The organism is Labrenzia sp. 5N, assembly GCF_012395805.1.
GTDB classification, from domain to species: domain Bacteria; phylum Pseudomonadota; class Alphaproteobacteria; order Rhizobiales; family Stappiaceae; genus Roseibium; species Roseibium algicola.
Genome location: NZ_JAAZTM010000024.1, coordinates 81,184 through 107,077, shown reverse-complemented (window position 1 = coordinate 107,077; position 25,894 = coordinate 81,184). Strand labels below are relative to the sequence as shown.

Annotated in this window: 19 protein-coding genes; 9 read left to right on the top strand and 10 right to left on the bottom strand. The window is 58.2% G+C overall.

The window, feature by feature from the left end:
• Positions 1-95: 95 nt before the first annotated feature.
• From HEP89_RS27545 to HEP89_RS27535, 3 genes are read right to left on the bottom strand one after another with little or no spacing between them, the layout of a single operon-like run.
• On the bottom strand, positions 96-1,304 hold the full coding sequence (locus HEP89_RS27545) for a sugar ABC transporter substrate-binding protein (protein WP_075281840.1): 1,209 nt from the start codon (positions 1,302-1,304) through the stop codon (positions 96-98).
• 47 nt (positions 1,305-1,351) lie between these two features.
• Positions 1,352-2,284 carry a sugar phosphate isomerase/epimerase gene (locus HEP89_RS27540; RefSeq protein WP_168693586.1) on the bottom strand — a complete coding sequence of 311 codons (933 nt, stop codon included), beginning with the start codon at positions 2,282-2,284 and terminating at the stop codon, positions 1,352-1,354.
• A gap of 17 nt (positions 2,285-2,301) precedes the next feature.
• Positions 2,302-3,333 carry a Gfo/Idh/MocA family oxidoreductase gene (locus HEP89_RS27535; RefSeq protein ID WP_152507769.1) on the bottom strand — a complete coding sequence of 344 codons (1,032 nt, stop codon included), beginning with the start codon at positions 3,331-3,333 and terminating at the stop codon, positions 2,302-2,304.
• A 140-nt stretch (positions 3,334-3,473) separates the two neighbouring features.
• Between HEP89_RS27535 and HEP89_RS27530 the strand changes: the two genes are divergently transcribed.
• Complete coding sequence (locus HEP89_RS27530; RefSeq protein WP_168693585.1) at positions 3,474-4,493, top strand: LacI family DNA-binding transcriptional regulator; 1,020 nt, start codon at positions 3,474-3,476, stop codon at positions 4,491-4,493.
• 89 nt (positions 4,494-4,582) lie between these two features.
• Here the strand turns inward: HEP89_RS27530 and HEP89_RS27525 are convergent, their stop codons facing one another.
• From HEP89_RS27525 to HEP89_RS27515, 3 genes are all read right to left on the bottom strand, one after another.
• On the bottom strand, positions 4,583-5,968 hold the full coding sequence (locus tag HEP89_RS27525; protein ID WP_286201082.1) for a condensation domain-containing protein: 1,386 nt from the start codon (positions 5,966-5,968) through the stop codon (positions 4,583-4,585).
• A 77-nt stretch (positions 5,969-6,045) separates the two neighbouring features.
• Entirely contained in the window at positions 6,046-9,135 is a 3,090-nt protein-coding gene (locus HEP89_RS27520; RefSeq protein WP_168693584.1) for an AMP-binding protein, read from the bottom strand.
• 16 nt (positions 9,136-9,151) lie between these two features.
• On the bottom strand, positions 9,152-10,810 hold the full coding sequence (locus tag HEP89_RS27515; protein WP_168693583.1) for a condensation domain-containing protein: 1,659 nt from the start codon (positions 10,808-10,810) through the stop codon (positions 9,152-9,154).
• 101 nt (positions 10,811-10,911) lie between these two features.
• Here HEP89_RS27515 and HEP89_RS27510 point away from each other — a divergent pair, with 101 nt between their 5' ends.
• From HEP89_RS27510 to HEP89_RS27490, 5 genes are all read left to right on the top strand, one after another.
• Entirely contained in the window at positions 10,912-12,072 is a 1,161-nt protein-coding gene (locus HEP89_RS27510) for an isochorismate synthase (RefSeq protein ID WP_286201094.1), read from the top strand.
• A 33-nt stretch (positions 12,073-12,105) separates the two neighbouring features.
• Positions 12,106-13,740 (top strand): (2,3-dihydroxybenzoyl)adenylate synthase, encoded by a 1,635-nt coding sequence (locus tag HEP89_RS27505; protein ID WP_168693581.1) that lies wholly within the window; start codon positions 12,106-12,108, stop codon positions 13,738-13,740.
• A gap of 9 nt (positions 13,741-13,749) precedes the next feature.
• Complete coding sequence (locus HEP89_RS27500) at positions 13,750-14,616, top strand: isochorismatase family protein (RefSeq protein ID WP_168693580.1); 867 nt, start codon at positions 13,750-13,752, stop codon at positions 14,614-14,616.
• 19 nt (positions 14,617-14,635) lie between these two features.
• Positions 14,636-15,391: a 2,3-dihydro-2,3-dihydroxybenzoate dehydrogenase gene (gene dhbA, locus HEP89_RS27495; protein ID WP_168693579.1), complete on the top strand. Its 756-nt coding sequence runs from the start codon at positions 14,636-14,638 to the stop codon at positions 15,389-15,391.
• A gap of 72 nt (positions 15,392-15,463) precedes the next feature.
• Positions 15,464-16,507, top strand: a complete 1,044-nt coding sequence (locus HEP89_RS27490; protein WP_168693578.1) for a methyltransferase — start codon at positions 15,464-15,466, stop codon at positions 16,505-16,507.
• Between the two features lie 143 nt (positions 16,508-16,650).
• Here the strand turns inward: HEP89_RS27490 and HEP89_RS27485 are convergent, their stop codons facing one another.
• Positions 16,651-18,753 (bottom strand): TonB-dependent receptor, encoded by a 2,103-nt coding sequence (locus HEP89_RS27485; RefSeq protein WP_168693577.1) that lies wholly within the window; start codon positions 18,751-18,753, stop codon positions 16,651-16,653.
• A gap of 372 nt (positions 18,754-19,125) precedes the next feature.
• Here HEP89_RS27485 and HEP89_RS27480 point away from each other — a divergent pair, with 372 nt between their 5' ends.
• A complete protein-coding gene (locus HEP89_RS27480) occupies positions 19,126-19,920 on the top strand; it encodes an IclR family transcriptional regulator (protein ID WP_168693576.1) in 795 nt (264 codons plus the stop codon).
• 541 nt (positions 19,921-20,461) lie between these two features.
• Complete coding sequence (locus tag HEP89_RS27475; protein WP_168693575.1) at positions 20,462-20,728, top strand: hypothetical protein; 267 nt, start codon at positions 20,462-20,464, stop codon at positions 20,726-20,728.
• 1,177 nt (positions 20,729-21,905) lie between these two features.
• On the opposite strand, the gene HEP89_RS27470 is transcribed toward HEP89_RS27475, so the two are convergent.
• The gene (locus tag HEP89_RS27470; protein ID WP_286201081.1) at positions 21,906-23,087 is read right to left on the bottom strand and encodes a tyrosine-type recombinase/integrase; all 1,182 of its coding nucleotides are present in this window, start codon (positions 23,085-23,087) and stop codon (positions 21,906-21,908) included.
• Between the two features lie 251 nt (positions 23,088-23,338).
• On the opposite strand from HEP89_RS27470, the gene HEP89_RS27465 reads away from it, so the two are divergent.
• Positions 23,339-24,490, top strand: a complete 1,152-nt coding sequence (locus HEP89_RS27465; RefSeq protein ID WP_286201080.1) for an RHE_PE00001 family protein — start codon at positions 23,339-23,341, stop codon at positions 24,488-24,490.
• 87 nt (positions 24,491-24,577) lie between these two features.
• On the opposite strand, the gene HEP89_RS27460 is transcribed toward HEP89_RS27465, so the two are convergent.
• Together HEP89_RS27460 and HEP89_RS27455 are read right to left on the bottom strand one after the other, a co-directional pair.
• Positions 24,578-24,820: a WGR domain-containing protein gene (locus HEP89_RS27460; RefSeq protein WP_055661078.1), complete on the bottom strand. Its 243-nt coding sequence runs from the start codon at positions 24,818-24,820 to the stop codon at positions 24,578-24,580.
• A gap of 217 nt (positions 24,821-25,037) precedes the next feature.
• A complete protein-coding gene (locus HEP89_RS27455; protein ID WP_168693572.1) occupies positions 25,038-25,886 on the bottom strand; it encodes a fumarylacetoacetate hydrolase family protein in 849 nt (282 codons plus the stop codon).
• Positions 25,887-25,894 lie beyond the last annotated feature (8 nt).

Sequence of the window (25,894 nt, the reverse complement as noted above, 5' to 3'; positions counted from 1 at the left end):
GATGAAAAAGGGTGTGCGCTCCCGTCCGGTCGGACGGCTCGCGAGCACACACCCCAAGGCAGGGCGAACATCGCAAAACCCCGCCTGAACAGACCCTACTTCAGGACCTTGTCGATGCTGGTCTGCGCGGCAGCGAGAGCATCTTCAGGCGTTGCCTGACCGGTCAGTGTCGACTGGATTGCGGTCTGGATCGCCTTGCTGATGCGCGGCCACTGCGGATGAGGTCCGCGGTTGCGGGCATATTTCATCGATTCTTCGAAGACCGCATAGATTTCCGGATACTTGGGATCCTTCACCTCGACCTTGGAAGCCGGCAGGTAGCCGAATTCATTCCAGACGCGGTCCATGTTGTCATAGAGAAACTCCAGGAACAGGAAGGCTTCATCCGGATTGTCGGTGCTGGCCAGAATGACGTTGTCGCCCTCCCCCAGCGCCGAAGCACGGTCCGCTCCCTCGTCCGGTGCAGGCAGGAGCGCAGCCCTGAAATCGAACTTGGCTTCCGAGCTCATTCGGGGCAGTTCCCAGGGTCCCGAGATCGACATTGCGGCGGTCCCGGCATTGAAAGTACCGGTGCTGTCCCACTGACCGCGAATGAGCGTGTCCGGCGAGGCCAGTCCTTCGTCGAGGATTTTCTTCCAGAGTGAAAGCGCTCGTACCGCCCCGTCCGTGTCGACATTGTCGTAATCCCCACCGGTCATCTGCAGCCAGGGCAGAAACTGGAAAGTGCCCTCTTCGGTCGCAACCGCAGAAAAAGCGAGGCCGTAGATATTCTCTTCCGGCTTGGTCAGCGCCTTGGCGGCTTCGTAAAGCTCGTCCCAGGTGCGTGGCGGGTTGTCGGGGTCGAGCCCGGCCGCACGGTACATGTCGGCATTATAGTAGAGAGCGATCGTATTCGCCCCACGCGGAATGCCATAGATGCCACCCTCGTAGCTGACTGATGACAGCGGTCCCGGGAAGATGTCGTCGGCATTCACGATATCGGACTGCTCGATATAGGGCTTCAGGTCGAGCAACAGTCCGCGAGAAGCAAACAGCGCCACTTCCGGATTGTCGATGTAGGTGATGTCGGGAGCATCGCCGGTCGCCACGCCGCGTGCGAGGTCATTGACCATGTCCTCGAACTGGACGGTTCGCACGTTGATCTTGATGTCGGGATGCTTGGCCATGAACTCGTCGGCCATGACGTAGTGATATTCGCCCGGGTCGTCGATGGTCCACAGATCCAGCTCGACCGGATCGGCAACGGCGGTTGAAGCCAGCGCGATCAGCCCGGATGTTGCCAATGCTATTGATTTCAAGTCCATGTTGGGTCTCCTCCCTGTATGCGACATGAATGACGGACGGCGTTGCCCTAGGTCAGTGAGGGATCGCCGCCTTCGTATTTGCCGGTTCCCGGTATGAAGGCACCGCCCCGGCTAGTTTTCAGATGGTTGAGCGCATGCACCTGGCCGGTCATTTCGAGCTCGTCGCGATAGACCGGGTCGTGCCAGCCCTCAATGTCGATGGAGCCTGAATACCCTGCAAGACGCAGCTCGCTGATGATGTCTGTCCAGTTGCTATCGCCAAAACCCGGCGTACGCATGAAGACGAACGGATGTTTTCCGAAAATGCCGTGTTCCCGGATGACATCATGGCGGACTGTGGCGTCCTTGCCGTGCACGTGAAAGATCTTGTCGGCCCACTTGCGGATCTGCGGCAACGGATCGATCAGATAGACAAGCTGGTGGCAAGGCTCCCATTCCAGGCCGAGATTGTCGTCCGTCGTTTCGTTGAACATCAGTTCCCAGGCATCCGGATTATGGGCGATGTTCCAATCGCCGGTCTGCCAGTTGCCGTCCATGGCGCAATTTTCAAAAGCGATCCTGACACCCTTGTCGGCGGCGCGTTTTGCAAGCTCGGACCAGACTTCCCTGTATTTGGGCAGGCTGTCTTCCAGGGGCTTGCCACGGATCCTGCCGGTAAAGCCGGCGACGCAAGTGGCGCCGAAGTGATGGGCGTTATCGATACAGTCCTTCCAGCCCTGCAGGGTGTCTCGGTCCAGCGGCTGATCTTCCAGCGGGTTCCCGAACATGCCCAGGGTCGAGATGGTGATGTCCCGGTCGCCGATCGCCTCGACACAGCGCTTGCCGAGCTCGGCCAGGTCCTGCCCGTTGGTCGTCTGCCAGAAGAACGGCTCGAAGCTTTCAAACCCGAGATCGGCGATTTCATCGATCCGCTTCGCAGCTTCTCCGCCCGTGGCGGCGATCATCGTTCCGATGCGAATGGATTTTGCAGGATTGCTCATGAATGAATGTCCTCGGGTCAGATATCTATCTCGACGAAGCGCTCTTCCTCGGCACTCCGGATTGCAGCAAATGTCATGGCGAGTGAGCGGATGTTGTCGGCGGAATCCGTGAGAGCGGCCCTGCCGGTTTCACGCGCATCCAGGAAATCGGCAATGACGCCTGCATGGCCGGTGGCCTCCAGCGATGCGGGCAATTCGGGCACCTCGACCTCTTCCAGCGGATACAGAAAGCCTTCGGCCGCTTTCACGATTTCGGCTCGGAAGCCTTCGTTGCCGTCCCACAAAAGAGTTCCGCGCGATCCGATGATCCGCCAGGAGGCTTCCCAGTCCGTGCGTGCGCCTTCCGCACACCACGAGCCGCGATAGGTCATGGTCACATTGTCATGGCAGTCGAAGATGGCGGCGGCACTGGCTCCGTGGCGGTACCAGGAATGGGACGGATTGCTCTCGTGACAGAAGACCCGGCGCGGTTCCAGACCGGCGACGAAACGGGCCGCGTCGAAAGTGTGGATTGCCATGTCGTGCAACAGCACATGATCCATCTCTTCCCGGAACCCACCGAAATGCGGTGCGATGAAGAAGTCGCAATGGACCTCCGCAATCCGCCCAATGCCACCCTGGTCCAGAAACTGTTTTGCACGCCGGATGCCGGGCAGAAAGCGGCGGTTCTGAATCACGGCATGCAACCTGCCCTGATCCCGTCGCACGTCGAGCAGTGCTTTTGCCTCGTCCAGCGAGTTCGCCATCGGTTTTTCGGAAAGCACATCGCAGCCGGCAGCGAAGCCCTGGGTCACCACTTCGTTGCGGGCAGATGGCACGACGATATCGAACAGGAGGTCTGGCTTCAGCCTGGACAGCAGTTCCGTCAGATCGTTTCCGGCCTCTGCGTTGCCGAAGCCGGAGGTCTGAGCACGTTTTTGCGCAAGGTCCGTGTCAAGGTCGACAAAGCCGACAATCTCGACCCGCTTGCCGGAAGAGTTGATGTCCTGAAGTGCACGTAGCCAGCCCTCGGACATGGCTCCGCACCCCACCATGACGGCGGTCTGCATGTGATTTCCTCCCATCGGGCGCGGTTGTGACCTTTCGTCTTTCCGGGCTCCGTAAACGTTTACGACGCTAGATTACGATGGAACTTTGTGTCAAGAAGTTTCGTAAACGTTTTCGGAAATCTTTTCAGGAGCCCCTGTCCTTGAACATAAAAGACCTCGCGCAACATCTTGGGATCTCTATCGGAACCGTTTCGCGAGCGCTGAACGACAAGCCGGATGTAAACGCAAAGACCCGAGAGCGCGTGCTCAATGCTGCAGTTGAACTCGGCTACAGTGCGAACGCTTCGGGCCGTTCGCTGCGTCGTGGAACAACGCAGACAATCGCCTTCATGCTTGAAACCGGGCAGTCAGAACTCAGGAGCGGCGACAACTTCTTCATGCGCGTGATTGACGCCATGCAGGCCGAACTCGACGACCAGGGCTATGATCTCATCATCCTGCCTTGCCATTCCGCCAATGATCCGACGGAGTTTCTGAAACGCGTTATCGCGCGTGGCACGGCGGATGCCATTGTTGTAACCGCGACCATGAAGAACGATCCGCGGATCGAGTTCCTGCTCAAGTCAAGGCTCCCGTTCCTGACACTCGGACGGTCACGCCTGGAAGACCAGCACCCCTGGATCGATCTCGATTTCGAAGGATATGTCGATCAGACAATCCGCAAGCTGGTGGCCCTCGGGCACAAACGCATTGCCATTACCGTGCCGCCGACCCGATCCAACATCGCCAGTGTGTTGCGCGAAGCCTATGAAACCGCAGTTGCCGAAACGGGGCTGGAATTCGATCCCGGTCTGATCTTCGAGTGTGAAGTCAGCGAGTCCGGCGGCAATCAGGTGACCCGCCAGATCCTGGAAATGTCCAACCGGGCGACCGCGCTGCTGCTGAACTACGAACTGATGGCCTTTGGCGTTTACTCGGCCCTTCAGGAAGCCGGGCTCTCACCGGGCAAGGACCTGTCGGTTGCAACTCTCCGCAGAAGCAAGCTCCTTCGCTTCCTCAACCCGCCGGTAACGGCATTCGAGATCGATCTGGAGCAGCTCGGGCGAACAATCGCGAGGGAAGTTCTGCAAGTGCTGCGCGACAACAGCCACAAGACCAGGATTGTCTGGCCTGCCACGATGGCCATAACAGAGAGTTTCGCGCCGCCACCTGGCCGGTAGTCCAACTCGTATCCGACCAGCTTGCCACTTGTTTTTCAGAGGACGCTGCCCTCCCCTCCCAAAGGCAGTCAGTCCCTGATGACGCGTCACTACATCGGAAATCGCTGCACAGCTGCGTCAAACAGAGTTGACGAGCAGGTCGTTCCAAGGACATCGCCGACCGGTCGAGTCAGCCATTCCGGCTGAAGTGCATCTGACAGGAATGACGGCAGTTTCTTTTCGTGTTCGCTGAAAGCCTGTGTGCTCATCAGGCTGGGATCGGCGTCCAGGCACAGGGTCAGGTTGCTTGCGTCATCCTCTCCTCGGAAAGTGAGATTGAAGCCGTCAGCGGGGCCACTGCCAAGAATATGGCGGCGAGACCTGCAACCGGTGAAAGCCGGTGCATTGAAGGGCAGCACGTTGATCAGGGGAGAGAAGAAGTACCGGCTGCCTTCTGTCAGCCCCTGGTCTTGTGAAATCTGCTCGATACGGTAGCGGCTGTATCGCCTTTGGCGTTTCAGCTCAGCAGCCGAGCCTTTCAGAAAATCTGCCAGGTTGTCGGTTCTGTTCACCTCCATCCGGAACGGCAGAATGTTGACCAGCAGCGCCGGCAAATGCGCCCCCACACTGCCCCACCGGCTCATGAAAGGAAGCCAAAGGGTCAACGCATTCTCGGTCGGCATCTGCCGACCGGTCCGTTCGCGCAGAAGATAGAGACCGCAGAGCAGCGTCAGGAGATCCGGCCAGCCAATTTCAACCGCCGCAGCGGTTGTCTGCAGGTTTCGCTTGAACTCCGGAAATAGAGAAACCTGAGCGTGATACCCGGGGCCACCATAGTCTTCATCTCCCCTCTCCAGAACTTCGATGTCGGAGGCTCTTGCGAAATAGTCCGACCAAAACGCCTTGTCGTCGTTCCACTGCCGGCTCTCCTGATATCGAGCCTCTTCAGACAGAAAACTTGCCAGCGGATGGAATGGCAGACCGGCATCGCCCTGGCCGCGATAATGGTTGTACAGCTCGGCACAGCGCTGTTCGATCAGCGCCAGACCATAGCCATCGACGATGATATGGTGAGCGCGGATGTACCAGAGGTACTTTCTCTCCCCGACGCGGTAAAGCGCATGCGCCGACAGTTTATCGTGCTGCAAATCCAGTTTTGCGGCCAGATCGGTTTCCATCCGCTTTCTGGCAACTTCGAGTGGCTCGGCATCCCCGCGCAAGTCCACCTGTACAAGCGCGGGCAGAAACTCCGGATCACAAACCTGAACCGGCGCTCCACCATCCGGGCTCACACGGAACCTTGCCGACAGGATCTCGGCCTCGCTGATGGTGCGTGTGATCGCCCTGGTCAACGCTGGCTCGTCAATGTCGCCTTCAAGCTCGATGTAATGCGCGACCGTCGACACGGGCTGGTCGGGATGAAAGGTGAATTCTTCCCAGAAGTCGAGCTGTGGCAGCGTCAGCGGCATCTCACCGGTTGGACCGATGTCCGGCATGAACGAAACTCCTTTTTCGATGTCAAATGACGACGGAATTATTCGCAAGGTTGGAAAACGGAACGTCTTGAGGCCAATCAAGGCAGCTCTCGGGAAACGAGTTCCTCCACCTGGTTCGCGTTTCGGCACGTGAGAAGTTGCTTTGGCGGCAGAGCGACGCCGAATTCGTCGGAGATGCGCTGAGCGATCGACTTGAGATGCGACGGTAACAGCCCCATCGACAGGAAGTCGGTAGCCCCATTTACGGCTGACGGTGCTCCGCAGCCGACGACCTCCAGATAGATGTCGAGAAGCCGACGGTTTGCCGTGGATGTTTTCCTTTGCGGCACCGGTTGTCTGGAAGGGAAATCTGCAAACAATTGCCTCGCAGCCCTTCGATCCGGTTTTCCATTGGCAGAAAGCGGAATGCTATCCACCTTTAAAAAGTATGCGGGAACGTGGGATTCCTGCAGGTGCTGTCTTGCAAAATGCCGAAGGTCCGCATCGGAAAGTCCGCTTCCTGGAACCGGTTCATAAAGGGCGCCCAATTCGGTTTCCCCACGGCGTTCGTCTCCAAGATCCGTCAGTAGAACGCGGGCGACGTCAGGGTGTTTCACAAGTTCATTCTCGACGTCAGGCATGGAAATGCGGACGCCGCGCACCTTGACGTAACCCTGAACGCGGCTGTCGAACAGGATCAGTCCGTCCTGCCTGTATCGCCCCCGGTCTCCGGACCGGAATGCGCGAACCGGCTCTCCGTGCTCATCCCGGATCACGACGAAGTCATGCTGCCGCAACTCGCCGTCTTCCAGATATCCGAGCGCCGTGTTCACACCCGAAGAATGGATACGGCCAACAACACCGACAGGGCAGTGCTCGCCTTTCTCGTTGAGCACGAAATACCGGTTTGCCGGCAGCGGTCGGCCATAAGGTATGTTGCCTGTATCTTCCGGACAGATCCTGTGCCAGATACTCCAGATCGTGGTTTCGGTCGGTCCGCCGATTGAACTCAATCGGATAGCCGGGTTGCTGCGCCTTACTTCTGCGATCACCGCCGGTTTGAGGTAGTCGCCGCCCTGGTTGATCAGGCGCAAGTTGGCAAGTTCCGGCTCTTGACGGCAGGAAAGCAGCATCTCGAAGATGGTCGGAACCGAGGACCAGATCGTTACGCCGTGCGCGTCAATCAGCTGGTTCCACCGAACCGCATCCTTCTCCTCGCCCTCAGCGGGTTGAACCAGCGTTCCGCCAGCGGTCAGACACCCGAAGACCTCGTAGACAGACATGTCGTGATGCAATGGACTGACTGAAATGAAGATGTCACCCGAAGTGATTTCCCACTCCGCATTGGTACTGCCGATGACGTTGTCGGTCGATCGGTTGGACAGCACGACGCATTTCGGTTTCCCGGTCGTGCCTGACGTATAAAGATAGTAGGCAGCCTCCGGACTGGACGAGAGCTCCTGAAGCGGCGGCATGAAGTCAAATACGTCGCCGGAGGGTTCTCCCTGCAGCAGCGTCTCGGCAGAAACGACGTCGTAGCCCTCAACCGGCTGCGTTCCGACGACAAGGTCTGGCTTGCAATTGTCGCAGAGAAATTTTCTGCGCTCTTCTGGGGCAGAAGCATCCACGGGAACCCAGGTTACCCCACGCAGCGCACAGGCCAGCGTCACCATCGTCTGTTCAGGAGAACGCGGCAGCGCAAGAACCGCAACATTTCCCTTTTGAAGGTTTCGGGCCGCGAGAGACGCCAGCACCTTGTGCACGCCCCTGCCGAGCTCTGCATAGGAGACCCGACGGGCACCGCAGACAAGCGCGTCGTTTTCCGGCGGTGTTGAAAACATGTTGTCGGCAATGCGCCTCAGGAACCCGCAGGCGGCAAAAGTCTCCTCCGGCATGTTGAACCGATAGTGGTCGAAATCCAGCACGTTTCGCGCTTCGACCTGAAGCTCTTCGCTTTCGCAGATAGCGGTCACGGCCCTGTCGATGGCTGTAAGAATATCGTCGACGACGGTGCGCTCGATAGCCTCGACAGCATGATCGATATCGATCACCAGACCTCCGTCGGCCAACGCACCCAGGCGAATGTCCAATGCGACCTGCGGTGTCTGTGTCAGGCCGTCATGCAGGCGAACGTGCGCATCGGACGAGAGCACTGGCCAGGACAGCCCGTTCGTGAGGACAACCGGCAGGGCGACACCACTTGCACCACCGCCGAGATCCATCAGGAACCGGCTGATGTCGACGCCGGAAAACGACAGGTGATCCAGCCCCTCCAGAACGTCGTCCTGCAAGGCCCTTGCCCTGGCAACAAAATCGTCGGTTCCCTGCCCGTCCCAAGCGACGGCGAAGAACGTCGACCCGTTTTGGTAGCCCCCTTCCGTTCGCGGGGCCGCCGGTACGCCGACATGAAGCCCCCCTTCGCTCAACCAGTGCGACAGAACTTCCAGGATCACGGCCGACAGCACCGTATTGCGAAAGAGGCCCGCCTTTGCCCCCATGCGCGTGAGCTTGCGGAATCGTGCTGCATCGATCGTCAAACCGGCGCGCGCATAGCGAGAGGTTCCAATGGTCTCCAGAGATTTCGCCCAGGGAAGCTTCGGCACGCCTTCGTAAGACCCGAGCTTGGCCCTCCAGTAGTCTGCATCAGCCTCGTTCTGGCTCTTGATCGGCTGTATGGCAGAAGGAACAGGCAAGCTTGCCGCGGATTCGATCTGTCGATCCTCGAACAGTTCAACCATCAGCGCAGCTATGGAAAAACCGTCCAGGATCAGCGCATCGAACCGGAAGAAGATTGCACAGTCATCTCCGGTCTCACCGCCCGTTTCGGGCAGCTGGAACGCGACGACCCGCCAGGGCGGTGCAGTCAGATCGAACAGCTCATGGGTAAACCCCTGCTTCAACTCGGCGATCTTTTGCTCAGCACTTTCCGGCGTCTGGTCGGACAGATCGATGCGGAGGAAATCGACCTGCGGCGTTGCCAGGACGTGTCTCGATTGGCGTTGGCCATCGACAACCGTCCGCAGACTGTCATATCGCTCCGCCAGATGGAGCAGCCGGCGCTCCAGAAGAGCGAGGTTGAAGCGACCGCGATACTCGCGAAACTCCTGCATCGCGACACCGCCGAGAGGCACATATTCGCTTCTGCCAAGGAGGTACGCGCGCTGCAGCGACGTCAGTTCGGATGTCATGATGTCTCCAGCGGATCTATTCGGCAGGTTGAGCGGCAAACGAAATCCGGCTACTTGCGCCAACCGCCTGCAGAAAAGCTCGTGCGATGCTGTCCGACGCCTTGCCAGAGCGATCGTTGATCAGGGATGCCAGGGCAGCAGTCGTGCTCGCAGGCCCAATGTCCTCCGGTGCAATGGCTGCAGATGGAATGTAACGATTGAGAAAGGTGACGAAGTCCGCAAGATCGCCCTCGCCCAGTCCGAAATCCCGGATAGGGAGATGCATGTCAGTGTCACTGCCAGTCACCCTGCCCGGCGCCAGCCGGTTCAACAATTCCAGAAGCATGTCTTCGGTGTATGTGGCGGGCCGTCTTGCAGAGCCGCACGTCATGACGCTGCAAACTGCCTGTTCGCCAAGTGACCGCGGGTCGGCCGCAACTTTCCTCGCGAGCCGCTGATAGCTCTTGAACGCGGCATCGACCCAGGCTTCGGGCAGTGCGTCATATCGGATATCCCAGTTGACCAGGATACCGCCGTCCAGTTCCGCAACTTGGGCATCCAGGGCAACTTGCGGCCCTTGTGACACGGCCCAGTTCATCGATCCGAAAACCTGGCGGACACGTTCGGAAAAGAGGCCTCCCCCCGGCAGACCGAGGCCGGAGGTAAACACGATGGGCGCAGACTGCAGGGACCGATGATGGCGCGACAGATCACGCATCACGCTGACACCCGGATAGGCAGAATGGGCGAGCAGGTCCAGCATTCTGCCGGCCAGAGATTTGCAAACCTCTTCGTAGGTCTCCCCGGGCCGTAGATCGACCGCCAGAATGAGGGTGTTGGAAAAGTCTCCGACAAGCCGCTCGACACCGGCGGTGTAAGGAGCGCGCCAGAACATCGGCACGTTGAGACGAAAACGGCTGCTGCCGGTGGCCCCTCCCACAACAGCGGCGAACAACCCCAGCATCAATGCCGACACTGTCACGCGCAGCCGGCGTGCGGTCTCTTCCAGTGACCTGCGTTCAGCAGGCGACAGATAGGCGGCGAGCCTGCCGCTTTTGACCCGTTGGCCAGCGGCAACGACCGGCAGATCGGGCGCCGGCGGCATGTCATCCAGACGCTCTTGCCACCAGCGCTTGTCTTCCTGCTGACGCCTGTGCAAATCCGCATCATCGGCTTTGGCGTCCAGCCAGTCGAAAAAGCTGCTTTCCCCGGGTTCCACTGGCAATGAGGGCTTTTCGTAGTACCGGGCAAGGTCCTCCATGAGGAGGCAGAAACTCGGCGGGTCGATCGCCGCCATATCCGTGTCGACATGCAAGCGGCTGGCACCATCGGGCAGCAGGCTAAGTCCGAATGCGGACGTCTCACCGCTGGCAAGTTCCAGCGATCGACTGGTCCAGCTCTCCCGCTTTTCCGCCAATCGATGGGCGAGTGCTTGCGGTTTGAGACGGCTCAGGTCCTCAACCTCGAAAGACAGGCTTTCTTCTGTTTTTCCAATGATTTGCCGGCCATCCGCCGTGATTTGCATGCGAAGCATGGCATGCGTCTCATAGAGTTTGCGAACCGCCTCCTCCAGCCGGGTCGGATCGATGTTGCTGCCATCGAATTCCACATAAAGATGAGCTGATACATTTCCGAGGAAGCCCTTGGCTTCGCGCCCGGTCCAGTAAGCGGCCTGCATGGGTGTAAGATTTTTCATTGCGACTTTTGGTGTTGACAAAACATGAGTATCATACTCAAGTATTGAAGCAGGTCAACCATTCATATAGGAGATGCTCCATGGCAACCGGAGCGAGAGTGATGCGTCACGAGGACGTGGCCATCCAGCCTGATCCCAAGCGAAAATTTCTGTTCACTTCAGGCGGAAACGAACTGCATGCCGACGGAATTATTGAGCGGATTGCCGTCCCGGCCCGGACCGGAAAAACTTCGGGCGACCTGTTTCAAGCCACGGTTGGCGCAGCCCTGGAACGCGCCCGCAATGCTGGCCAGGAAAACCCGATTGTCGTTGGTGCCATTCCGTTCGATCTCGGTGAGGTGTCCTGCCTCTACGTGCCTGAACGCCATGAATGGCGCACCTGCAAGGAGCCGAACGGAGGCGCCGTCACCAAACGCATCATGCCGGAGCTGCTCGCGCAGCGGAGTTATCCGGATGAGGCCGGCTTCAAACGGGCCGTCCAACACGCCATCGTCAACTTCCAGCACAGTGATGTCCGCAAGGCCGTCCTTTCGGTCATACGGGAACTGCAATTTGCAGAGCCTGTCGATGTCGAGCGGCTCATGACAAGCCTGCGAGCCCAGAACAGCGACGGCTATCAGTTCCAGGTGCCACTTCCGGATGGCAGCGAGCTGATCGGCGTCAGCCCGGAATTGCTCATTCGCAAGAACGGCCGCTCGTTCACGTCAAACCCGCTAGCGGGGTCGACCAGACGCCTGCCCGAACTCGCCGATGACAAGGACGCCGGCACTGAATTGCTTCGCTCCGAAAAGGATCGCTACGAGCACAGGCTGGTCGTCGAGGACATTCACCGTTTGCTGCAACCCTATTGCTCACAGATCGATGTGCCGGATCAGCCGTCGCTTCTTGGCACAGCGGCTTTGTGGCATTTGTCCACCAGGATCGAGGGAAAGCTGAACGACCCGTCGATGACCGTGTTGCAGCTAGCATGCCTCCTGCATCCGACGCCGGCTGTCTGCGGATATCCAACCGAGCTGGCTCACCGTCTCATCCGATTTGTCGAACCGTTCGAGCGCGGGCTTTTCACCGGAATTGTCGGCTGGTGCGACGCCCAGGGCAACGGTGAATGGGCCATCACCATCCGCTGCGGCATCGTAGAGCGTGACGTGGTGCGGCTTTTCGCAGGCGCCGGCATCGTTGAGGCCTCTCAACCGGATTCCGAATGGGCCGAAGTCCAGACCAAACTGGGTACCATGCTCAAGGCTTGCGGCCTGGCCGCCTGAGCCCCTGACCTTACCAAACAATCAGGTTTTCCAATGAACGTCGAATTTCAGCGCTGGCCAGAGGATCTGGCAGCGCATTACCGCACCTGTGCCTATTGGATCGATCAGCCATTGACCCGAATTCTGGATCAACAAAGGCAAACGCGTCCCTCCGCACCGGCGATCGTGTGCGGCGAACGAACCCTTTCCTATGAGGTACTCGACCAGCTGTCCTCCAATCTGGCTGCAAGATTGGCGGCAAAAGGGTTGGGCCACGGTGACACCGCACTGGTACAGCTGCCTAACCTCGCCGAGTTCTACATCGCCTTTTTTGCGTTGCTGAAGGCCGGCATTGCACCGGTCAACGCGCTCTACAGCCATCGACGTCACGAGATGACGGCCTATGCCCGGCAGATCGAACCGAAACTTCTGATCGCCAGCCGCCAACATGAGCTGTTCAGGACGGAAGACTTCATCGGCACCCTGCAGGAAATGCAGGACGGTGCTCTCACTGTTCTTCTTATGGACGAAGCAGATGCCGCCTCCAGCCTGTCACACTGGATCGAAAGTGCTCCGGAAGGCGTTGCCCCCGATTACGGCCCGACACCCCCACGCGAAGTCGCCTTTTTCCAGCTGTCCGGCGGCAGCACGGGTACACCGAAGCTGATCCCACGCACGCACAACGACTACGACTACAGCGTCAGGGCCAGCGCGGAAATTTGCGACCTGACACCCGAAACGCGGTTTCTTTGCGCGTTGCCGGCCGGGCACAACTTTCCGCTCAGTTCACCAGGCGCACTCGGAGTGTTCCATGCCGGTGGCTGCGTCGTGCTCGCCCCCAATCCGGAACCTCTTGCCTGTTTCGAGCTTATTCGCAAACACAAGGTGACCATGGCCGGTCTTGTGCCTTCCGCCGTCAATCTCTGGCTTCAGGCAGCGCCTGATCATCGCAATGCGCTGGAGAGCCTGAAACTCCTGCAGGTGGGTGGCGCACATTTTCCCGAGTCCCATGCGCGTCTGGTCCCTCAGATACTTGGCTGCAAGCTGCAACAGGTCTTCGGAATGGCGGAAGGACTGGTGAATTACACCCGTCTGGATGATCCGGATGAGCTTGTCTTCACGACCCAGGGACGCCCGATCAGCCCTGACGACGAAATCAAGATTGTCGGAGAAGACGGGCAACCTGTTCCCGATGGCGAAACGGGCAGACTTGCGACGCGTGGTCCCTACACCTTCCGCGGCTACTTTCGAAGCCCGGAACACAATGCCGACGTCTTCGATGAGGACGGGTTCTACTATTCCGGTGACCTGGTGTGCCGCACCGGTGAAGGTTATCTGCGGGTGGTCGGGCGGGTAAAGGACCAGATCAACCGGGGCGGCGAGAAGATAGCCGCGGAAGAGGTGGAAAGCCTGCTTCTGCTTCATCCTGATGTGCGTGAAGCGGCCCTTGTCGCCATCCAGGATCCGGCACTCGGCGAGAAAAGCTGCGCTGTCATTGTCTCGGACAACTCCTGCATCAAGCCGCTTGCTCTTCGCAGGCACCTGATGTCGCTCGGAGTTGCCGACTACAAGCTGCCTGACCGCTTCAGTTTTGCGGACGCCATTCCCCTCACAGCCTTCGGCAAACCCGACAAGAAGAAACTGCGCATGGATCTCGCGCAGAAATTCACTCCCGCTCTGACACAGTAGAGGTTCCCAATGACCATCCCGACAATTTCCGACTACCCGATGCCGAAGGACTTTCCAGCGAACAAGACCGGCTGGAAACCGGATGCCGCTCGTGCTGTCTTCCTGATCCACGACATGCAGGACTATTTCCTCCGCTACTACAACGCCGACGGCGAACTGATGACGCGGTTGATCGCCAACCTGCAGCGTGTCCGCAACTGGGCCTACGCCAACAACGTCCCGGTCATCTACACGGCTCAGCCTCATGACCAGCCGCCGGAAGACCGAGCACTCCTGAACGACATGTGGGGTCCCGGCCTGACCGTGGCCGACCCGGCCCTGCAGCAGGTGGTCAAGGGCCTGGAGCCAGGCGAAAACGACGTGGTTCTGACGAAATGGCGCTACAGTGCATTTCAACGATCCGACCTCAAGGCCCGCATGGCATCCCTTGGCCGCGATCAACTGATCGTCGGTGGCATCTACGCACACATCGGCTGCCTGATGACTGTTGCGGATGCGTTCATGAACGACATTCAGGCCTTCATGATTGGCGATGCGGTTGCCGATTTTTCCGAGGCCGAACACAAGATGGCCCTGAAATATGTCGCCACCCGCTGTGGTGCGGTCACAGATACGGCAAGCCTCACAGGTGCAGCCCGGAAGTCTAAGCCGATGCGGGACTGGCTGCACAGCCGCGTGTTGGAGCTCATCGAAGACGACGCCGATCTCGATCCGGAAGAAAACCTGATTTTCTATGGCCTCGATTCCATTCAGGTCATGAAACTTGCCAGTGAACTGAAGGAACGCGGCATTGTGGTCGGCTTTGACGAACTGGCGCGTGTCCCGACCCTGAACGGCTGGTGGGCGCTCATTGAAAGCAAGCGCCTTGCAGCCTGACACAGCAGAGCGCTCCGACATGTCAACTCGGCAGTTCGCAGGCAAGCGCGTGTTCGTAACCGGTGCCGCAAGCGGCATCGGTCGGCGCATCGCAGAAAGGTTTTGTGACGCGGGCGCCACGGTCCTTGGTCTGGACAGACAGGCCGGCGACAGCACCCTGCCATTTCGCATTCTCACAGCGGACCTTGCCGATGCCCGTCAGGTTGAAAAGATCTCTAGCGGGCTCATGGCAGACCGGTGGTACCCGGACATCCTGGTGAATGCCGCCGGTGTCCTGCGAACCGGGGCGGCGGAGGATCTGTCGCTAGAGGATTGGCAGGCCTGTATGAACGTCAACGTCAGCGGACCGTTCTACCTGCTACGCCAATGGATACCGGTGTTCAAGGAACGGCAAAGCGGGGCGATCGTGAACATTGCCTCCAATGCGGCGCATGTGCCTCGCACGGGCATGACTGCCTATTGCGCGTCCAAGGCAGCGATGGCGAGCCTCAGCCACTGCATCGGGCTGGAACTCGCTCCCTTCGGCATCCGCTGCAACCTTGTCTCGCCGGGTTCGACCGATACGCCGATGCTGCGCGAGATGGCGGGTGGAGCATCCGGCTACAGGCAGCTGGTCGCGGGCCAACCGGATCGGTTCAAACTCGGCATTCCGCTGCAAAAGGTAGGCACGACCGACGATATTGCCGAGACCGTGTTGTTTCTTGCATCCGACAAGGCCGGGCACATCACGCTGCAGGACATCGTGGTCGATGGAGGTGCGACCCTGGGCGCATAACAGCCAGCGCCCTCCCCTGCCCTCCATTGAGCCGGACCCTCCGGCAAATTTTCATTTACAAGGATTGCGAAATTGACAGCACAAGCTCCCACACCTTCCGAACACCCGGCAGCCGTTCCACCCTTCAAGCTGATGGCACAGATCACGGCATATCGCACGTCTCAATGTATTCGTGCTCTTGTCGAGCTCGGGATACCCGCCCTCCTGGTCGAGCGGGCGAGATCGCTGGGAGAGCTTGCGGAAATCACTGGAACAAAGCCCCGTCTCCTGGAACGAGTGCTCAGGCACCTGGTCAATGAAGAAGTGATTTCCCTGGATGCCCAGGGGCATTACCTCCCCTCCCCTGTCACCCGCCACCTCGTGCCGGGGCATCCGCAGAGCCTGCGCAACTGGGTGGCCTGTGAACTCGACCCATTGCTCTGGCAAAGCTGGGAAAACCTGCCCGAACAACTGCGAACCGGTACGACTGCCTTCGATCTGGCCCATGGCTCCGCGTTTTTCGATTGGCACGCACAGGATGAGGCAGCGCAAAAACGGTTCGACGACCAGATGAACGGGGCCTCAAAAGGCATTGGTGCTGTCGTCGTCGACAAACTGGCATTCGCACCAGGCACCAGGATCATGGATGTCGGCGGCGGCAACGGGTCGTTTCTGGCACAAATTCTGGACAGAAACGCGGAAACCACGGGAACTCTGTTCGAGCTTCCGCGCGGTGTTGAAGACCACGATCCGTTGTTCGAGCGGATGCGGTCAAACGGCCGGGCAACTACTCAAAACGGATCCTTCTTCGAGCATGTACCAGGTGGTGCCGATGTTTATCTGTTCAGCCGGGTCTTCCATGACTTTGACGACGAAGCTGCGATCACCATCCTGCAGAACACCAGCCAATCCCTGAGCGGAAAAGAGCGCCTTTACCTGATCGACATGATGACCAGCGCCGCTGCTGCCGACGCCCGCGGATCGTCCCAGGATATCTTCATGATGACGCAGCTCGGTGGCAGGGAGCGGACGGCCGAAGAATTTACCGAGCTGTTGGCGAAGGCAGGTTTTGAGACTTTTTCCATAACACCGACGGCCAGCCCCGTCAGCATTCTGGAATTCAGGCTGGCAGGTTGATGCAGCCACTCCCCTCCCCTCTCGCGCGGAAAATCGGTTCGCATCAGATAGATATTTAAACGGCTAAGTTTCTTAAGCAATCAATGTTCTGCCGGCGGCAAGGTTTCCCCAGCCGCCGGCAGAATTGTGTCGTGAAGCCTGATTTAGAACGTTGCCTTTGCACCAATGCCGAACATGCGCGGTGCCGTCATGGTGGCGAAGGAAGCGACTCCCGGCCGGTTCTCGAGATAGGTCGGAACACGCTCATCGAAGATATTGTTCACGTAGCCATAGAGCTGGAAATGATCGTGAACCTGGTAGGTCGCCCGTGCATTCGCGATTGTATAGGGATCGACCTGAAAAGCCGGCGTGTTGAGATCGTCCGAATAGTACCCGTCGAAATGCTCGACATTTGCCGAGAGGGTCAGGTTTTCCAGCACACTCCAGTCCACACCAAAGCCCAGCATATAGCCCGGAGCCTTGCCGAATTCATTGCCTTCGACCGACGGCAGCGTGTCGAATTCGGAGATCTCACTCTGAAGCACACCGGCATTGGCATTCACACGCAGATTGTCCAGGACCTGGTAGCTCATCGCCACTTCAAGACCATAGGCGTGGGCCCGTTCCGCGTTCAACGTGAGGAGCTGCGTCACGCTGCTGCCAGGCAACACCGTTTGGAAGTAACGCTGGGAGTCGTGATAGTCGGTGTAGAAAAGGTTTGCGGACACAAACAGTTTGTCGTCCAGAAGATTGGCTCGGCCGAAAATTTCGTAGTTCCAGGACGTCTCCGCCTTGAACGGCAGGGCTTGTCCATTCAGGAAGTCGAAGGCAACACCACCTGGATTGAAACCCCGATTGACAAGGCCGCCCACGGTAACGTCCGGCGTGATGTTGTAGGCGAGCGCAATCTTCGGCAGAAGCGCGTTGAAGGTCTCGTCGTAATCGAAATCCACGGGCCTGGGCGCAACCGTCGACGACAGGCCGGTACGCTTGATCCGGTCGCTCTCGAACCTCAAGCCGCCTGTCAGGGTCCAGGCATCGCTGATCCGGTAATCGATCTCGGTGAATACACCCAGATTGGTCTTGGAATCCTCGAAATCCGGCGAACCATTGAAGGGCAAGAGCAGGGTTTCGTCTGACTGTGTATGAGCTGCATAAAGGCCCGCAACACCGCTGAAAGTGCTGTCTTGGGTTCCGAAGTTCACCAGGGTCTCGTTCGACCAGTTCTGCTGGTCGATGGTCGCATCGCCGTTGCCGACTGTTTCGACGCTCCGCTTCACTTCCAGATCGGTGTATTGGGTGACGTTGCTGACGACAATTCCGTTTTCGAACTCATAGGAAAGGTCGGCGATCCCGGTGTGTGAACGGGAATAGAAGCTCGGCACGTTTGCCTGGCTGTTTTCAAGCCGGTCGTAGGGCTGGACCGTCGCAGCTTCATATGTCGGCTGATTGTTCTGAGCGGTCGCATAGGTGAGCTTTGCCGTCAGACCCGGAATGGCGTCAGGCGTATAGAGCAACTTCGCCCGTCCATTAAAGGACATGATGTCGAGGTTGGTCTCGTCATCCGTGAAGCTTGAATTGATATAGTCGATGAACGTGTCACGGCCGTAGTAGTCCAGCGCGACACGGGCGGCGAGCTGGCTGCTCAGCGGTCCGCTCAGCATGCCCGACACACGGTGAGTGTTGTAGCTGCCGTATTCAGCCTGCAGCGCACCTTCCGGCGTGAACGTGGGATCCATGGTCTTGACGATGATCGCACCGGCGATGCTGTTCGCACCTTGAGACGTTGTCTGTGGGCCCCGGAACACTTCGATCTGGTCCACATCCCAGATCGATGTCGCACCGAACACCGTTTCGAAATAGGTCTGGTAGTGACCGTCAATGTTGATGGACGCCCGAGGAACGGTACCTGAATAAAACGCGACCGCGCCGGTGTTCGGCCCTTGTGTATCCTGCCCGCGGATAATGGGCGCAACGCCTGCCGTGCCGGGATAGTAGACGTTGGGAACGTCCTGAATGGCACTCTGGACATTTTCCTCATCCGGCCGTGTTTCCAGATCCTCCCCCGTAATGATTTCTACCGAACTGGCCGTCTCCTGAAGGCTGCGCGAAATCTTCTCGCCGCTCACGAGGATAGTATCGAGGACAGTTACTTCTGCAGCAGTTCCGGTTCCTGCATCTTGAGCCCATGCGATGCTGGTAACCATCTGTGAAACGGTGAGCACGGCGGTGCTGCCAAGCATCGTCGCAATACGAGTCGGTTTCATCTCTTGATCCTGATGAGTTTATGACTGCGCGAGCTGGAAAAGCCTTGCCCACGAGCAGTTGGGGAGAGGCGACCCTGTCACCGGTTGCGGCTCATGCTTGCCCCAGCCGCCGGTGACCGGATCAACTGAATTTCACTATACAGAACTCATTACACATTTCAACATGAGTATAAAACTCATAAATAAATGTGGCGAACTGGCAACACCTTCTGTCAACAAACTGAATTTCAACGGAAAATCTGCTGCATTCACGATTGAACTTGCAACGGTTGCCAAATACCCTGTCGGTGAGATGGGAGGGGTGTGCGTTGTCGAAATATTCAGATTGGTTGCACGACGAATCCAGGCATCAGCCGATTAAGGTGCCAGGCAATGAGTGAAGACGCAGATGGTGAAATGACCGGACAATCACCCAAACGCTCCGGTAACATTCAATCCGTTTCCATTGCCACGCGGTTCTTGAACATCCTGGCCAATGGTTCCGAAGCCATGGCACTTGGCGTCATCGCCAAACAGGCTGGCACCGGCAGCCCAACCGCACACCGATACCTTCAAAGCCTTGCGAAGGAGGGGCTCGTCATGCAAGACCCCCAGACCGGGCACTACGATCTTGGCCCGACAGCGCTGAGTATCGGAATTGGCGCCTTGAAACGTGTAAACCCTGTCGAGATCGCGGCAAGGCACACGAAGCAACTCGCCAGTGGGTACGCCGCAAGTGCGGGCATTGCCATCTGGACCGAGCGTGGCCCAACAGTCGTGCGCTGGTATCGCAGCGCACTTTTTTCGATCAGTTCCGTCGGGCTTGGTGACGTCCTTCCGGTCGACAATTCCGCGTGCGGTCTGATCTTCCAGGCATTCCTTCCCGAAAGCCAGATCAACGTTGCCAGGAAATTGCAGCCCCCTCATTTCCGAGGCAAACCACCCTCGCGCAAGATCCTCGAGACCGTCCGCACCGAGTGCTGGGCCGAACTGACCGACCACCTGCTACCAGGTATTACGGGGCAGGCCGTACCGGTGTTTGATGCACAGCAGGAGATTGCCTGCGTCATGACAACGGTCACAAATCTTGGCCTCATGCACAAGCCCGAGGACAGAAAGGCTCTGTTCGACTGTGCCCGGCAAGCTGCCCGGGAAACTGGTGGCCTCGATGCTTTCAGGGGTTTGTAAGCCCCCTCCCCTCTCCGGGGATTTTCGATACAGCAGGCTCACAAAAAGCTTTTGGCCAGATCGGCTCCAATTAAAAAGCCGGCGACCATCTAAAAGCCCACCTGGCACTCGTTGCCCAATCCACCAGAAAGATCTTCGGGAGTGAATACAGGCCCTGGCATCTGACGATGCTGCTTTCATTAGCGTCCGCCCAATTTTTTGCCGCGTATTTTTGCCATGCATCGCAGGACTGTTCGCCTGGAACCACTGCATTACAAACCACGATCATGGCCGAACAATCGACGAAATTGGCGTCAGGCTCTTTGTGCCTCTACGAACGCTCAGCACAACACCGGCCAATATAGCAATTGCTATAATTTCTAGCGGAGCGACTTTTAACACTGAAGGGTCATACCCCACACCCGGAAAAATCAGCTGATATAGCAATTGCTATATTCACAAGTTTTGCCCTTGGCAGCGTGAAACGTTTGCGAACGTTATGAGGCATCGTCGCCTGCGACTCTGGTACTTCCAAAATTTCGGTGCAGGCAACACATTGCAGATGACTATCTATATTCGCCAAGCCTTGGACGTTCAAAAGAAAGCCCTATCACAGAGCCTCCGCTTGTTTTCCGGCGAACATTCTCAGAACCAAAACATCGCGCCACTCAGCGCAAGAAAAGAAGAGATCAGAAAACACCTCAAGCTGAACAAGGCTTCGGACGAAAGTTTGGTCCTTGGCATAACGAGCATCGGCTCGCGCGGACTGTCTCGATATTCTCTTTTCTTGAAGCGGGTCAGGACAAAAATGGAGCGGGCAGGGAGGTGACACTGAACGATGAAAGTAACGTGACCTCTGGCTGGAGACACAAGCTTACGCTTCTCACAATGCGTCCAATCGAAACGTCCGGAACATCTGCAACTCCAGCACCAACCCGTCTACCGCTCCATCCACCAATGAGTGCTCCGCAACACCTTCCATAAACCACGTGGCAATAAAGAGCTCAATCATTCGGCAGCTTCAATTCAAGGCTGAACGACGAACAGCCTGTATGGCAGCAACCGGACTCCTGACCGGAGCTCATTAGACCAACGAAAATTACGCAACGCTTCAAGAAAACTTCCTCAATCGAGGGAGCGCATCGCATCTGGGGGGCTATGACTATTGAACGAACCCCATCGCGCTAAAGGCCATTTCACACAACTAGCAAATCCCAAAAAGCAATCAATTAGCCGAACCTGTCCGCGAGCTCCCCGGCATCTCACAACTAAGTATTTTCAGACCGGAAACCAATGAACCGGCAACACAAGCATGGACCAAGCCGACAGCTCCCTTGTTGGCTCTATATAGCTCAACCCGTGTTGGTGAAACCCACTGTGGCTATGCGACCAAACTTTAGTTTCCTGTTTGCTTCCCCAATCAGCCGTCACCTATCCGAACGAAATCTTGAAGAGAATGAACCAACTCAAGAGAGGAGCAAGTGGTCACGTATTTAGGAGCGACCAGATACATGTCCTGCAAACGCTAGCTGCTTAAATTGTGCAACCGGCCTGACAGGAACAGGACGACCTGTTTTCAGAAAGATGAATAAGACTTGATGGCATCGACCTGACCGCCGGCCCTGCGAACAGAATTCAAACGACAACCAAGAGAGGCATTACGTGCAATGGCGCACACCAATCAATACGCTCAACGATCATGCCGCGCTGAACAACATTGGGAAATTGCGCGGCAGTCCCGTGCAATGCAAAACGCCAGACCCAAGAACGACCGCTCAGCAAACAGAGCCGGCCGAAGTCTGCACAACACGAAATGGATGCACCCTGGCCATGACAACAACCTCTCGTCGCTTGTATGCCGCAAGGGAATATGAGAGTTTATTAACTGTTTTTTAAGGAGTTCAACTCGACTGATGGATCAGCTAATGATTGAGGAGAAATGATCCGGACGGGCCACTTTCAAGACTTGCCCGGATCTCCCTCATGAGCTTCCCTCGCGTTGAACATCACCCCAACAATCTGGCCGACCGCCGTCTGCTGCGCCCGGCATCGCTGTAATAGCTGGACGCCTGGGCGAGGGACCTGTGCCGGGACTGCAGCATCGCATCCTGGATTGGAATGTCCCTGTTGGCCGCTTCTGTCAGAAAGCCAGAGCGCAAGCCATGCGCGGAAAAGTCCTGCGGGTCCAGTCCGGCAAGTGCACAGCGTTTCTTGACGATGGCATTCACCGATTGCGGAGTGAGGGCGCGGGATTTCAGGTTGCCCCACTGATCGATCGCGCGGAAGACGGCCCCTTCCTGAATCCGGGCCGCTGCCAGCCAGGCCTTCAGCGCATCGACACTCCGGCCGATCAGAAGAACCGAATTGTCGTCCGAAGATTTTTCCGTCTTGGTGCGCCCCAGTCGCAGGCTGGCGGCAGGCAGGAGGTCGCTATCCGGGTCACTCGGATCCAGAGGCAAGAAGTCCTCCCAGGTGATCTGACCAAACCGCATTCCGGATAACTCGGAGCGCCTGCGGCCACCGGAGGCAAACCCGACCAGCAGCAAGGCCCTGTCTCGAATGTCCATCAGGCTTGGTGCGGCGTAGTCCGTGCCGTCACATGTCGCGAGCAGCAGCTCCAGACAATCGGCCGTGATGGCCTTGCGGCTTTTCCGCGCCCGCGGCCGGTCGGCGACACGAACAGCCAGACGCATGGCGGAGCGCACTTCCGCCGCGGAGAAGTCTCCCGTCAGACCCCGCCAGCGATGCAAGGTCGACCAGGAGGCCAACCGCCGCTGCACAGTCGCCGGTGCATGCGGGGGCCGTTGGCCCGCCGTATTTTTCGCGCTGCGGAGCAATCCTTGCGCCTCAAGTTGCGTCGCAATGTCTTCAGGCATCCCGTGACCGGGATCAGAAATCTTCTTCTCAGAATCCCACAGGTGATGGGCGATGAACTTGAGAATGAGCGGCGCAGGCGCGGGCCAGGGCAGGGGGCTTCCGGTTGCCGCCAGGCACCAGCCTTCCAGATAGGAAAAGTCGGAGGTCAGAGCCCTCAGCGAATTCTCGCCCATGCCTTCCCTGGCAAGGTGGCGCAGGGTGTCGATGTCCTCATCGGTCAGAAGCCGGGCCAGCTGCTCTGCCCGGTCTGACCCGGCGAGGGCTGGCAGAATGGCGGACAACGTGTCGAGGGTTTCTATCTTGTCGCGCATTGCCTGATCCGCAGCCTCGCTCCGTGCGGGCTGCGACGAGAGACGGGGCGCGGGGAGGGGGCTTTCGGGCATGGCTGACAGGCTTTTGCGGATCGGGACAGGAGCCAATGTCTAGCATGAGGTCGCTAAAAAGTCTAACTATCGATAAGCTTTGATTATCATTGCTTATGATCCTTAGTTGACTGATATCCATGTGATGATACTTTTTTGCTTGTTGATTATCGTTAATGAAATATTATCAGCCGATGTCAATGGTTTACGATCTTCACAAGTCCCTGAAATCACTGGATTGGCTCGATCTGGCCGACCCGCTCGATCGCGCCAGCCGGTCACTGACCCGAGCTGATGAGAGATTGCGCCGGACACAAGCGCTGGAAGACGGCGTGCGCAGCCGGTCCCACCTGTTTGAGACCTGTGCCTCCATGGCCCTCGATGGAGACCTCGTTCATCTGGAGGACCTTGTCCTGCACGACGCCGGCACCGACAGACGCGCGCCCACCCACGAATTGACCCGGGCCGCCAGGTTCCTGGCGCTCCGCAGACGGGTCGACCGGCAAACCCCGGACAGTGTCTTGAGCCGCGACGGTCTACTGGCACTTGTGGGCCGGCCGACAGATGACGCCGAGTTCGAGACAACGACAATCCGAAGCTCGGGGGAGGGGATGGGACCTGCCGCCTCAGCTTCGGCCCAACAGGACACTGCCGATACGGAAAAAAATCTCCTTGCCGAGATCGACGCCGTTCTGGAACGCTCCAGACAGCTGGCGCAGGGAACCGTTCCGGAAAGACCTGTCTCGTCCCGCCAATCCGGAGACATACCTTCCGTGCACTTCTCTCGGTTTTCGGAACGGGGTGACCGTCTGGACGACTGGCTCACTGTCAAAACGGAAGCTGAAGCCCTGAAATTGCCGCCCGTTCTGGCGGCGGCAATTTTGCTTGATGCATGGCAGGTGCTGCAGCCGCTGGACGGATGGCCGGAACTTGGCCGCCTGCTGTCGGCGGTCTTCCTCAAAGCACAGGTCACCACGTCTCATTTGCCGAGCCTGTCAGCGGGATTGCGAAAGTCGCCCTTTCGCTGGCGCCGCAAGGACACGTTCCAGGTGCGTATCGCCGGCTTGCTGTCCGGTTTTGAAAAAGCCGCCCAGGAAACCATGGATCAGCTGGACCGGCTATCGATTGCCCAGGAGCAATTGGCACGCCATTGCCAGTCTTGCCGAAGCCACTCGAGGCTGCCGGAGTTTGCCCGGATGTTCCTGTCCCGCCCCCTGGTGACCATTCCCATGGCCCGTCAGGACCTGGGTGTCACCGCCGCTGCCGTCGACCGCATGATCCGCCAACTCGGCCCCGCGCTCCCCCGCGAGCTTACAGGCCGAGACAGATACAGGGCCTGGGGTATCCTGTGACGTCTGATTGAGTGATCTGCCCGAGGAAGATCCCGTGACACAGGGGTCTGGGGTCTGGGGTCTGGGATCAGGCACAACGCCATAGCCTCATTCCGGGCGATACCCGCGCTTATGCTTTTGTGCCGCCAGCTTCTGCTGATGCGCCAGAGCCGATGACACATCCGCAAACAGATCAAGCCGCGTTCGACCCCAGGTGCCCAGGCGTCCCCATGTCCGGCGAACGGCAAATCCGCCGAACAGGGTGGGCTCGACCGACAGGTGGTAGAACCGGTTCATGTTCCGGCCGGGGTCCACGCGTTTGAGGAGAAGGAGATCGTCATCTGGTTCCATGACCGCAGTGTCGAAGATCTCCGAACAGCGGTCCAATGAATGATTGGAATCGATGCGAAGGAACGGATTCAAATGGATGATAAGTGGCTGGGAAGAACACCGCCAAAGGCGGAGGCTTCTCAGCCACATTCGGATGGCGTCCAACATGCCTTAATCTGGCCAAGGGTGACACCGCGACGGGATTGCGCCTGGCAAGACTTGATAGGCGGCCGGTCAATCAAGCCGGCTGCGAGACAACGGTTTGTCGCTGTGTCCCAAGGCCGGAGATGCTTAGATCGACAACGTCACCAGGCTTGAGAAACTGCGGGGGATTGAATCCAAGGCCTACGCCTTCCGGCGTTCCAGTGGCAATGACATCACCGGGCATCAGACGCATGAAATTGGACATGTAGGAGATGATTTTCGCCACGGTGAAAATCATGTCGTCGGTTGAGCTGTCCTGGCGAACCACTCCGTTCACCGAGAGCGTCAATCGAAGGTCCTGAGGATCCCGGATCTCGTCCCGTGTAACCAGCCAGGGACCAATCGGGCCAAAGTTTGGTGCGGATTTGCCTTTGATCCACTGGCCACCGCGCTCGATCTGATAGGACCGCTCACTGACGTCGTTGATGAGGCAATAGCCGGCGACCATTTCCAGCGCGTCCTGCTCTGGAACGTATTGGCATTCGCTGCCGATCACGACACCCAGTTCGACTTCCCAGTCGGTTTTTTCCGATCCCTTCGGCAAAATGATCGGATCGTTCGGACCGCTGATGCATGAGGTGGATTTGGAAAACAGCACCGGTTCGGAGGGATTTGGATTGCCTGTTTCCTTTGCGTGCCGGGCATAGTTCAGCCCGACTGCGTAGAAATTCCGGACGCCCCCCACACAAGCGCCAAGGCGCACGTCCGGATCGACGACCGGCAGCTTTGCGGTGTCCAGGGCACTCAGGGCAGCAAGGGTGCTTTTTGTGAGTGTTTCGGGCGTCAGGTCGCTTATGTGATCGGACAGGTCCCGAATGCGGCCTTCGGCATCAACACAGCCAGGTTTTTCCTGACCCAACGGGCCAAAGCGCAGAAACTTCATGTGAAATC

Coding starts and splice junctions, on each gene's coding strand:
- HEP89_RS27545 (WP_075281840.1), bottom strand. CDS start 1,304: ATGGACTTGAAATCAATAGCATTGGCAACATCCGGGCTGATCGCGCTG.
- HEP89_RS27540 (WP_168693586.1), bottom strand. CDS start 2,284: ATGAGCAATCCTGCAAAATCCATTCGCATCGGAACGATGATCGCCGCC.
- HEP89_RS27535 (WP_152507769.1), bottom strand. CDS start 3,333: ATGCAGACCGCCGTCATGGTGGGGTGCGGAGCCATGTCCGAGGGCTGG.
- HEP89_RS27525 (WP_286201082.1), bottom strand. CDS start 5,968: ATGCCGGACATCGGTCCAACCGGTGAGATGCCGCTGACGCTGCCACAG.
- HEP89_RS27520 (WP_168693584.1), bottom strand. CDS start 9,135: ATGACATCCGAACTGACGTCGCTGCAGCGCGCGTACCTCCTTGGCAGA.
- HEP89_RS27515 (WP_168693583.1), bottom strand. CDS start 10,810: ATGAAAAATCTTACACCCATGCAGGCCGCTTACTGGACCGGGCGCGAA.
- HEP89_RS27510 (WP_286201094.1), top strand. CDS start 10,912: ATGCGTCACGAGGACGTGGCCATCCAGCCTGATCCCAAGCGAAAATTT.
- HEP89_RS27505 (WP_168693581.1), top strand. CDS start 12,106: ATGAACGTCGAATTTCAGCGCTGGCCAGAGGATCTGGCAGCGCATTAC.
- HEP89_RS27500 (WP_168693580.1), top strand. CDS start 13,750: ATGACCATCCCGACAATTTCCGACTACCCGATGCCGAAGGACTTTCCA.
- dhbA (WP_168693579.1), top strand. CDS start 14,636: ATGTCAACTCGGCAGTTCGCAGGCAAGCGCGTGTTCGTAACCGGTGCC.
- HEP89_RS27485 (WP_168693577.1), bottom strand. CDS start 18,753: ATGAAACCGACTCGTATTGCGACGATGCTTGGCAGCACCGCCGTGCTC.
- HEP89_RS27480 (WP_168693576.1), top strand. CDS start 19,126: ATGAGTGAAGACGCAGATGGTGAAATGACCGGACAATCACCCAAACGC.
- HEP89_RS27475 (WP_168693575.1), top strand. CDS start 20,462: ATGACTATCTATATTCGCCAAGCCTTGGACGTTCAAAAGAAAGCCCTA.
- HEP89_RS27470 (WP_286201081.1), bottom strand. CDS start 23,087: ATGCGCGACAAGATAGAAACCCTCGACACGTTGTCCGCCATTCTGCCA.
- HEP89_RS27465 (WP_286201080.1), top strand. CDS start 23,339: ATGGTTTACGATCTTCACAAGTCCCTGAAATCACTGGATTGGCTCGAT.
- HEP89_RS27460 (WP_055661078.1), bottom strand. CDS start 24,820: ATGGAACCAGATGACGATCTCCTTCTCCTCAAACGCGTGGACCCCGGC.
- HEP89_RS27455 (WP_168693572.1), bottom strand. CDS start 25,886: ATGAAGTTTCTGCGCTTTGGCCCGTTGGGTCAGGAAAAACCTGGCTGT.